This window comes from Aquimarina penaris, assembly GCF_040786285.1.
GTDB lineage: Bacteria > Bacteroidota > Bacteroidia > Flavobacteriales > Flavobacteriaceae > Aquimarina.
In genome coordinates this window covers 63,376-74,712 of record NZ_JBFMKQ010000007.1, presented here as the reverse complement: position 1 = coordinate 74,712, position 11,337 = coordinate 63,376, and the positions used below count along the sequence as shown (strand labels likewise).

The window sequence follows — 11,337 nt, the reverse complement described above, 5'->3', positions numbered from 1 at the left end:
GATACATCAAAAGAGTGGGTTGTCTTAAACATATACACATCTTTGGCTTCTAAAGGATAGATCGCATCCATACTCTGGATTGTATTGAGTAACGATTGATGCTCTATCATCACTCCCTTTGGTATACCTGTAGATCCAGAGGTGTAGATAATATACGCCAAATTGGTAGGCGACACACTTGGATATTTATCTAAAAGAGGGGTCTGACCAATCACCGGGGCTTCTTTGTCAAGATCTATTAATTCTATACTATCACTTAACACATCTGTATTAAAATATGACCCTCTTGTAATTAAAACACGGATCCCAGCATCTTCTAAAATAGCCTTAATCCTGGCCGATGGTAGCTTAGGATCAATAGGAACATAAGCTCCTCCCGATTTTAAAACACCATATATCGAAGGTACCAAATAGGCTTCTCGCTCTAACATAATACCTACGCGCTCCTCTAACTCAACATCCTTTTTTGTCAATAAGTAAGCACTCATTTGATCTACTTGGTCATTAAGCTCCTGGTAGGTCAACGTAGTATCTTTATTAACAATAGCAAGAGCATCTGGTGTCTTCGAAACTTGGGACTCGAATAACTCTAGTACAGAGTTACACTTTGTAAACTCTACATCTGTAGTATTAAAACCTTCTAAAAGCTGACTCTTCTCTTTATCAGATAAAATGTCTATCTCTGATAGTTTAGTGTCTGGGTTGTTAATCAATTCATTTAGTATATGAGCATAATGAGCTACAAACGACTCCATAAATTCATTATCAAAATATCTAGAATCAAAAACAAGTTTTCCGTTAACGCAATTCTCTTTCTTTTTTAACCATAAACCAATATCAGACGATCGACTCGCTAAATAGTTATATGACCATTTGTGTTTTGCGCCTTCTTTGGTTGTAGCCACATCTGTTTTTTCTTCTTCAAATTGATATAATATATTTATTTGAGGAATATCGTTGGCCACTTGATTTCTCATAGTAAGTTCTGCCATCAATTTTTCAAATGGTATAGCCAAATAATCAAGTCCTTTTTCATATACTGATTCGAGTTCGTATAAATATGTCCCAAATGTTTTCTCCTCAGATATATCACTTTGTACAGCCATGATATTATCCATACCTCCGATTATATGCTCTAAAGCCTCATAATTTCTATTTTTTTCAATAGTTCCAATTGTAATATTTTGTTGGCAACTGTATTTGTGTAGCAATACTTTAAAGGCTGCCATAAATATCGCATTTGTGCTTACATCATTTACATATGCATAATCGAACAATTTTTTTAACGTTATTTCTGGAATATTTACATTTACCGTACTAGGAGTATAAGTCTCCAGATTATCTTTTGAAAGCACTTTAGGTAACTGTACTGGTTCTACACCTTCTTTTAATTGGCCCTTCCAGAATTCTATCATTTTCGGATATAACTTCATTAATACCTCTTTCTCCCAAGAAATAAAACCAGAATAGTTTACAGGAGGAATATTGAATACTCGTTTTTCTTTATTGACTAGTGCATTATATACCTCAACTATCTCTGTAACAGTTTTTTGTATTGAAAAAGAATCAATAATTGTGTTGTGCATACATAGCAACAACTTATCGGTACTATTCTTAGTTTGTACTACTTTTACTTTAAAAAGAAGCTCATTTAAATTAATAGGGTTACGAGAGATCGAATTAACCAACTCTAAAGTATCTTGCTCATTTTCAACAACTAAAGTTTCAATTACATCTGGATAGCTACTTACAATATTTTGATATAATTTTTCTTCCTTAAAAACTAATTGACATCTAAGCGCCTCATGAATATTTGCAACTTCTTGAACACTTTTTTTAAGCAAATCAACCTCTACAGCTTCTTTAAAATCGATTAATTCGATAACATTAGATGAAATATCATTTTGCTTTTTCTCAACTATATCTGACCACTGTTTTTGCTGACGATATGAGGCCGGGATTTGTTTTTCTATCTGTACATTTTCATGGGCATAATCATTTATTTTATCTTCTATTAGATGATTCATTGGGTTCCACAAAAAGTCTTGTGGATTGATCGTTTCTTGAGGAGATTCTACCATCCTTGATAATACATTCAAAAATATATCATTATAAAGATCATACATCTCTTTAGTCATAAAAGGAGAAGAGTATTCATGCATACAAATGATCCTATCATTGGTAACATCATAATTTGCATCGAAAAATGTATTTCCTCTTAGAAAAGTATCAAACTCAATTCTGTTACTCTCCTCATCACTAAATTTTTCGAACAACATTTCATCTTTAACATGCCAATTAATATAGTTAAAGAAAGTATCAAATAGCGGATTACCTTCAGTACTACCTCCTACAAGTTGGTTGATTTCAAATAAGGAAAGGTGTTCATATTTTTTAACTTCTAAAACCTTTTTATCAATTATAGAGATATAATCAGCCCATGATAGTGACTCTGGTATCTGAACTCTTAAAGGAATAGTATTTAAGAAACATCCTAAAACTTTTTCTCCATCTGGTTTTAACGGCCTTGTAAACGTTACTAAACCAACAAGAAGATCATTTTCTCCTGAAAGTATTTTCATTGCATACAAGTAGGCCGAAAGCAACATGTTTTTGACCGTTGTATTTCCTAACTGAGCAGCCTTTTCTAAATCTTTCAATAATTGCTGAGGATAAATATCTCTAACAGATCTAAAGACTCTGGATTCTATATCAGAATTGAGTTTTAGCCTCTTATACCCTTTTAGTTCCTCTTTCCAGAAATTTCGTGTTTCTTCATTCTTTTTGTTGAAAAGCTCCTGTACGATATAATCTTTAAAAGTTGCTTTGAGTTTAGGTAATGTTTCAACTTTTGTCTTCAATAATTGAACATACGTATTATTCCATTCAGTTAATAAAGAAGCAAAACTCCAACCATCTATGATGGCATGGTGGTATTCAAATAAGATTTCATGATGATCCTTTCCTATTTTATAAATAATAATTCTCCAAAGTTTTTCTGCATTAAGATCAAAATGTTCTGGTCTGCTTCTTTCTAAATCTTCATTAATCTTCTGGTTTTGTTCTTCTTTTGAATACTCACTGTAGTCATAGAATTGAATTGCGGTATCTACTTCTTTGTATACGATATGCGCAAATCTTTCCATGTTAAAACCCGTTCTTAATATCTCATGCTTATCCACCATAAGGTTGAGTGCTTTTTGTAATATTTCGAGATCGAGATCTTTATAAAATACCGGCTGCATTAACTGTTCGAAGTATAATATATCATTGGGTCTTGATTTATGAATAAAGCACATTGCCATCTCGATATCGCTCATCGGAAAGACAGTTTGAATCTGATCGTTTGGGTATGTTTTTAAGTATGTTTCTCCAAAATCCTCTACTTCTTTAATAACATCTTCATATAAGTCTGAAGTACTAGATGCGCTACTAGATTCGATAAATAAAGCCATTTTTTCAATGGTATCATTCTCATAGAGATCTACCATTGCTATGGTAACAGACAATTCACTATTTAATGCTCCAATTAATCGGATCGCAAGTATAGAATCTCCTCCTGTTCTAAAAAAGTGGTCATGAATACCAATTTTTTCGAGTCCAAGTATTTGTTTCCAATGATGCTCTAACTTCTTTTCTAAATCTGTTCTTGGTGCAACATACTCATTCTCACTTTGCACTTTTAAAGATAACAATGCTTTCCTGTCTACTTTACCGTTTATAGTAACCGGAACTTGATCTATAGTAATAAAATACGAAGGAATCATATACTCTGGCAATTTAGATGCCAGCACCTCTCTTAGGTGATCTTCTGAGTATTCTTGATTTGTAACAACATATCCTATTAACTGTAATCCACTTTGACCTTCTTTTGTAAGAACAACGGTACTGTTTACTCCTTTACATGATTGAACAGCTATTTCTATTTCTCCCAATTCAATTCTGTTCCCTCTAATTTTGACTTGATTGTCAATTCTTCCTAAAAATTCTATTTCTCCACTAGGAAGCCACCTGGCCAAATCACCTGTTTTGTATAGTATTGATTGCTGATCAAAAGGGTTTTCTATGAATCTTTCTTTTGTCAATTCGGGTTGATTGCAATATCCCGGAGAAAGATTTACTCCTCCTATGAACAACTCTCCCGGAATACCTATAGGTTGATGTTGTAACTCTTTATTAAGTATAAATAGTTGTGTATTATCAATAGGTCTTCCAATCGGTATTGAGCGGTAGTTTGTAGTTCTAGACACTTGATGGTATGACACATCAATAGTGGCCTCTGTTGGACCATACAGGTTGTGTAATTGCGCATCTGGACAGTAACCTAAAAAGCCTTTAGCATCATTTACCTTAAGTTCTTCTCCACTGGTAAAAATATTTTTTATGCTTTGCAAAGTATATTCATCCTCATTTTCTGATAAATATGACAGTAATGCATTCAACATTGAAGGAACAAAATGCAATGTGGTAACTTTCTGTTTTTCAATAATTTCACAAATCTTTTGTGGTTCTTTTTCAGCTCCAGGATCTGCTAAAACCAATTTTGCGCCGCACATAGACCACCAAAACAACTCCCATACAGATACATCAAAAACTATTGGTGTTTTTTGAAGAATTACATCATTTTCGTTTAATTGATACTGGTTTTGCATCCAGTTCAATCTATTGACTAAAGAAGTATGCTTAATTAATACTCCTTTAGGTCTTCCTGTAGAACCCGAGGTGTATATAATATAGGCTATATCATCTGGTAAAGCACGGTTTTCATATACATTTGAACACTTCTTTGCCTCTACAGGATTTAAACAATCAATTTTGTCATTAAAATTCTCAAAATGTTCTGGTTTTGTAAAAAGAGCTTTTGCCTGACTGTTTTCTAAAGCGTATTGAATTCTATCGATCGGATGACTTTCAGAAAGAGGAAGATAAATATTTCCAGATTTTAGAACTCCGAAAATTGTAATCATCAGCCCTAATGAACGCTCCATTTGAACGCCAAAGACATTTCCTTTTTCTACGTATTTTTCACTGATAAAGTTTGCTACTTGATTTGATTTTTCATCAAGCTCTTTATACGTCAAATATTTATCATTTATTTGAATTGCAATATTATCAGGATTATTTTGAGTTTGTATTCCAAAAAAGTCGAGCATTGTTTTGTCTGCTGGATAGGGTGTTTTAGTATTGTTAAACTCTTCTAAAATCATCAATTTATCCTTAGAAGAAATCAATTCGATTGTATTGATTGGCTTTTCTTTATTTGCAAAAAGTTCTGAAAGAAGATGAAAATAATGTTCAGCTATCCCTTTGATATATGCTTCATTATATTTGCTACTATTATACTCTAATGTTAATACTAAAGTATCATTCAATTCAAATTTGAATACGAGATCAGGCAGAAGAGCATTCAGTAAATTTTCATCTTGAATTCCTTGCACAACCATTCCAACCGTAGGAATATCTATTAGTTCATCGCTCCCCTTTTGCAAAATTCGATCTATAGCGTAATTACCATAGGCAAAGTCATTTATTAAGTTATCCTTTAAGACCATTAAAAATTCTGGAAATGTTTTATTTCCAAAATCGTTCATACGCACAGGAATTATCGATTGTTCTTTCTCAGAGTTTTTATTCTCGGCATACGTTGGTGTAAATACGCAAATGTCGTTCTGAGAAGAATATTTGTATGCCAAAACTTCTAACCCTGCTAGTAATAGCATATGTTTTGCCTTAGAAGTACTAGCTATTCGGTGCAAGTTTTGAAATAATTTCTCATCACTATTACGCAGTGTATATGTCCCCCGGATTCCTTCTTCAGTGATATCTGAAGGCATTTTATGATCAAAAAAATCATTCCATTCCATTCCTTCTAACCTATTCTTCCAATAGGTTCTTACCATTATATTTTTGTTGGCTTTTATTGCTTCTAAATCTAAATTTGATTTTGCTGACATGAACTTTATTTTTTTAATATATTTCTATAAAATGTATACCCCTATCCATATTTTTAGGGTAAAAAACGGGTAGAATTCACAATGAAGTACTCAATAATTTTTTCTGTGTATTAAAAATCAAAGGCGATTTCCTCTTCTTTTAATGAAGTCACAGCAAACTCATTATCAATATATTGAATAACCTCAGCTTCTATGTCTTTAGAAACCTTAGTGACTAATTCTTTGAACTGTGCTATGATAGTATCTACATCCTCTTTGGTAAAATGAGCCGTTGAGTACTCCATCCTGAAAAACATAGCATCATCGCCTTCACTGGCAAATAATGTAATAGGGTATTTATATGTTGTATTTTCGAATTCATATGAAGAAAAGTTTACCTCATCCAGGTCTACTTTTTTCTCTTCAAAATTTTGGAACACTAACATCACTTCAAACAGACTATCTACAGCTGTTTTTCTACTATTATTGATGTCTTTTACAATGTTTGCCAAATCATAAATTTGTGCACTATTTGCCTGAATTAACAACTGATGAATTTCCTTAACATAGTCTTGAAATTTCATATGTGGTTTTAACGCATACCTAATAGGTAGGGTTTTTGTAAACATCCCCACTGCGTCCTCGAGCTCATCCTGAAGTCTTCCAGAGCTATTAATTCCAATTACAATATCTTCTTGCGCAGTAAATTGATATAGGTATAAATGGAATAATGAATATAATGTAGAAAAAGTAGTAATTTCTTTGCTATTAAAATTATCTGTTATTTTAGCTAGTACATTCTTTTCTATCTTAAAAGAAGTATTCCCTCCTTTATTTATATTTTGATTAGTATCGGTTTTTGCTGTCGGAAAAGTAAGCTTTGGTAGCTCTCCCTCGAAAGTTTTAAGCCAAAACTCTCTATGAGAGATGTAATCATCTGTCATTTTGAATTCGTTTTCCCACTCTGCATAATCTTTATACTGCAATGGCAATGGTAAGAGTTCTTCTTCTTTGTATAGTTTTAATAAATCCGAGAATATATTGTTTTGAGAAATTCCATCACATACAATGTGATGAATATCTACAACCATAATAGTTTTATTTTCATTTATTGTAACAAGACCACAACGTATTAATGGTGCATTTGCCAAATCAAAAGGCCGTATAAAATCTAAGATCTTTTGTTTTGCAGTTTCCTGCGTAGCCTCAATTTCTTCAATAGCAAAGGATACCGAAGTTTTAAGTACTTGCTGCAGCTTTCCTTCTACAAATTTAAATCCTGTTCGTAAGCTTTCGTGTCTATCGATTAATGCTAGAAAAGCATTTTGTAATTTTTGTTTATCGAAATTTCCATTAATAACCCACGACATTGGAAGATTAAATGCTGTACTACTTTTGTCTAACTCATAATTGAAATATATACGTTCTTGAGCAGCGGTTAAATGATAAGCTTCTTTTTCTTCTGCTTTCGTAATGGTGAATACATCATCTTTATTTGCCTGCTTTATGTACTCTGCTTGTTTTTGTATCGTAAGATTATTAAACATTTCGTTAAGCGAAATTCTAACATTATATTCTTTGTAGATCTTTCCAATCAATCTCATGATTGCTAATGAGTTTCCTCCAATAGTATGAAAACTATCTTCTGTCGATATTTCTTTATCCCCTAATATTTCTTTCCAAATTGCCAGAAGTTCTGATTCAATTTTGTTTACAGGAAGTACAATTTCATTGGTTGCTAAATAGTCGAGTAATCCTTTATAATTAACTTTTCCATTATCTAAAAGTGGAAAATCTGTTACTTCAATAACATCAGATGGCATCATATAAGATGGCAAATTATCATTCAGGTACGTTAAAATGGTATCTTTAAAATTTGCTTGATTTGTAGTATTATCTTTTATCACAAATGCTATTAAAGACTCATTACCATGCGTAGAATCGGTTGTTGTTTCTGTTTCCTCATCACCAGAATGTTTTATTACTATGGCATTCTTAACATATTCTGATTGTGTTAATACGTTTTCTATTTCGTCTAATTCTACTCTTATCCCTCTTAATTTTACTTGTCTGTCTTCCCGACCCATTAGATCAATAACACCTCCTGGCATCATTCTGGCTTTATCTCCTGTTTTAAAAGCAAAAGCCTCTCCTAATGTTGGAGAATTTACCTTTAGAAATTTTTCGGCATTTAATTGTTCATTGTTTAGGTATCCTTTTGTTGTATACGGAGTAATAATGTACAGATCACCTGGTACAAATACATTACACGGTTTTAATTTTTCATCTGCAACCAAAAGCTGTGTATCGTTAATTGGCGAACCTATAGGCATTTTTGGCAATTCAACATCTTCTGGCTTAATTTTGTAACAGGTCCTAATCATTGTAGTTTCTGTTGTCCCGTACAGGTTAACGAGCTGTATTCTTGCATCAAATACGGTATACCAATTGGCTAATTCTGACGGAATGATTTTTTCTCCAGACATTAAAACATGAGTAAGAGTTTTAAAGTTATTGGCAGTAATTTGATTATTGTTAAATACTCTAAATAAACTCGGAACACAGTGAATTAAATTAATTTTTGCATCATCGATCCAAGACACCATTTTTTCGGGTGTAAAGAAATCTTCATCGCTTGGTGGAATACAAATAGTTCCTCCTGCCAATAAAGGCGCAAAAACATCTCTTAGAAAAGCATCAAAATAAGGACTAATAAACTGACTAATTCTGGTTCCTGAGGTAATAGAAAAAGTGTCTATCTCCCATTTTAAGAATTGCAATAAGCTACTGTTCTTGCCAATTATACCTTTTGGTTTTCCAGTAGTTCCTGAAGTGAAATATACATAAGCACTGTCTTGCGAATCATATTTTGGATACTGAATGTTTTGATGGTCACTATCGTTATCACAATCCAATATATCTTCTATGAAAATATATTCTATAGATGGATTTTGACTTAGTAACGGACTATCTTTGGTAGTAATCATATACGATAGATTCAAATCTTTTATGATGTTTTCCATTCTATTGTTTGGCATGGTAACGTCTAAAGGAACAATGACTCCTCTAGCATTTAATGTTCCTATGATAGCGTAAATCAGGTTTGTTTTATCTGCCAATTGTAGACCTACAAAGGCTTCAGAAGGCATCTTTTTATTCAATAAAACAGTGGTAATCTTGTTTGCAATTTTCAGCACATTGGTATACGTTACCAGTGCATCCCCATTATCTATAGCTACTTGATTATGATAGGTTTTAAAGCTTTTTATTAGTTCATTTTGAAAAATCATAACAGTGTTTTTTTCAGTTATTATTGTTTATGAATGTTGTTTGTATTTTTTAAGAAGTGAGAAATGATTTCAATTTCTTTCCTTGGTTTATTCTGTTTTATGAATAGGGAACCCCATTGCAACGAGAAACTACTGTAGAAACAGTAGCTTCGCTACATTTTTAAAATAATCTGTTTATGCTAAAGGGTTTTTTTATAAAAGTCTATTGTAAAGACAGGAGGTAATTAAGATTTAAAAAACTTATCTAAAAGCATTCCAAAAGTGATTACAACAATTAATAAATCACTTTCAAAAGGAGCATTGACTGTAAACCCTTTTTGGCTATACTTCTTTTTAAGTTTTTCGATTTCGTCTGGGTTAAAAAATCCTTGTTTCTTTATCAAATCGTATGACAATAGATCATTAATATATTCGATATTCTTTTGTAATAAATAAGGGCTTCCCGGAGCAATGAAATGAAATTTTTCTCTTTCGAAGACTTTCTTTGGTAAAAATCGAGTAGCCATTTGTTTCAAAATATACTTCTCTGTAAATCCATTAAGTTTTAAGTCAGAAGGCAAATGTGTTGAATACTCTATGAGTTCCTTATCTAAAAATGGATATCGTACCTCTACCGAATTTGCCATGGCCATTCTATCACCGTGATCAGAAACCAAATGATCAACCAACCTCATCTTGTAATCGATATATGCTCTTTTATTTAACACATCTCTGTTTTTTATACGATCTGTATTAATTAAAGGGTGATTTAGGCAATTGATTTCGTCGAACGAAGCATTAATATCTGCTGAATATATACCTTTTTTGAGTGAATTAAATTCGGTGTAGTTCCTTTCATAGAAAAAAGATTCGTCTCCCCAGAGTTTTTTTCTCAACGCTCGTTCTTCTGGAGCTATTGGATCTTGAGTGGTATTTAATCCTTTCATTTTATCGAACCTGTATCCCACGTATCCCGCAAAAAATTCATCGGCTCCTTCACCAGAGAGAATTACTTTTATATCTTTCTCTCTAACTGCTTCAGATAGCGATAATGATGCTGTGTTATATGTTTCTTTAATAGGGCATTCACTATGATAAACAGAATGTAGTAATCTTTCGCTAATATCATCATAGAAGAATGTTTTCTGATTAAGCTTTGCATTACTTTGCTCTGCTATTAATTTTTGATAAACAGACTCCGAATATTGTGAGTCTATGAAATCAATAGAAAACGCTTCTTTCTTTATATCGGGAACCAATTGATTTACTTTCGCTGTTATCATAGAAGAGTCTAATCCTCCGCTTAAATATAACCCAGAAGGAACATCGGCTCTTAACCTTAAATTGATAGCATCATTAAATACTTCCTCTAACTCATTTATATAAGCAGTTTCTGGTTTACCGTTCATTTTCATTTCTCCTTCTGGATACATCAAATCCCAGTATTCAACATCTTTTATTTCTCCATAGGCATTGACCAAAAGAAAATGTCCGTTCTCTAAACTTTTAATATCCTTGAACATGGTTCTTGGGCTTACTAATCCCGGAAAAGTAAATACTTGATCCAATCCGGTTAGGTCTACTTGTCTTTTTACCAAAGGGTGCTCTAGGATAGCTTTAATTTCTGAACCAAAAATAAATGTGTTCTCAACAAAAGTGTAAAAAAACGGAATGATACCCATTTGATCCCGTGCACAAAAAAGTCTTTTCTCTTTTGTATCATACAAAGCAAACGCAAACTGCCCATTTAACTTATCTAAAAAATCAGTCCCGTATGTTTCATACAAATGAACAATAACCTCTACATCAGATTCAGTTTTAAAAACATGTCCTGCATTTTTTAGTTCTTTTTTTAATTCGATGTAGTTGAAGATTTCTCCATTACATACTACTAATATCGACCTATCTTCGTTATATATAGGTTGCATACCATTTTCTAATCCGATAATACTTAATCTGGTAAACCCTAATGCAACATTATCAAAAAGTAATGTATCCTGAGCATCGGGACCTCTATGAATAAGTTTATTATTCATATTTTCAATTATTCTATTATCTTCTCCTGAAACCCCACTATCGAATTTCAAAAAACCACAAATTCCGCACATAATTTTATATTGTATTTTTTAATAAAT

General features: G+C 32.4%; 3 protein-coding genes. All 3 read right to left on the bottom strand.

Annotation, left to right across the window (positions count from 1 at the left end):
- A partial coding sequence (locus tag ABW637_RS21675; protein ID WP_367586831.1) for a non-ribosomal peptide synthetase occupies positions 1 to 5,954 on the bottom strand: 5,954 nt, incomplete at its 3' end.
- Between the two features lie 110 nt (positions 5,955 to 6,064).
- A complete protein-coding gene (locus ABW637_RS21670; protein ID WP_367586830.1) occupies positions 6,065 to 9,223 on the bottom strand; it encodes a non-ribosomal peptide synthetase in 3,159 nt (1,052 codons plus the stop codon).
- A 224-nt stretch (positions 9,224 to 9,447) separates the two neighbouring features.
- Positions 9,448 to 11,310 carry an asparagine synthase (glutamine-hydrolyzing) gene (gene asnB / locus ABW637_RS21665; RefSeq protein ID WP_367586829.1) on the bottom strand — a complete coding sequence of 621 codons (1,863 nt, stop codon included), beginning with the start codon at positions 11,308 to 11,310 and terminating at the stop codon, positions 9,448 to 9,450.
- Positions 11,311 to 11,337: the final 27 nt, after the last annotated feature.

What these genes read in the sequence shown, in the direction of transcription:
- ABW637_RS21670 (WP_367586830.1), bottom strand. Translation starts at nt 9,223, where the DNA reads ATGATTTTTCAAAATGAACTAATAAAAAGCTTTAAAACCTATCATAAT.
- asnB (WP_367586829.1), bottom strand. Translation starts at nt 11,310, where the DNA reads ATGTGCGGAATTTGTGGTTTTTTGAAATTCGATAGTGGGGTTTCAGGA.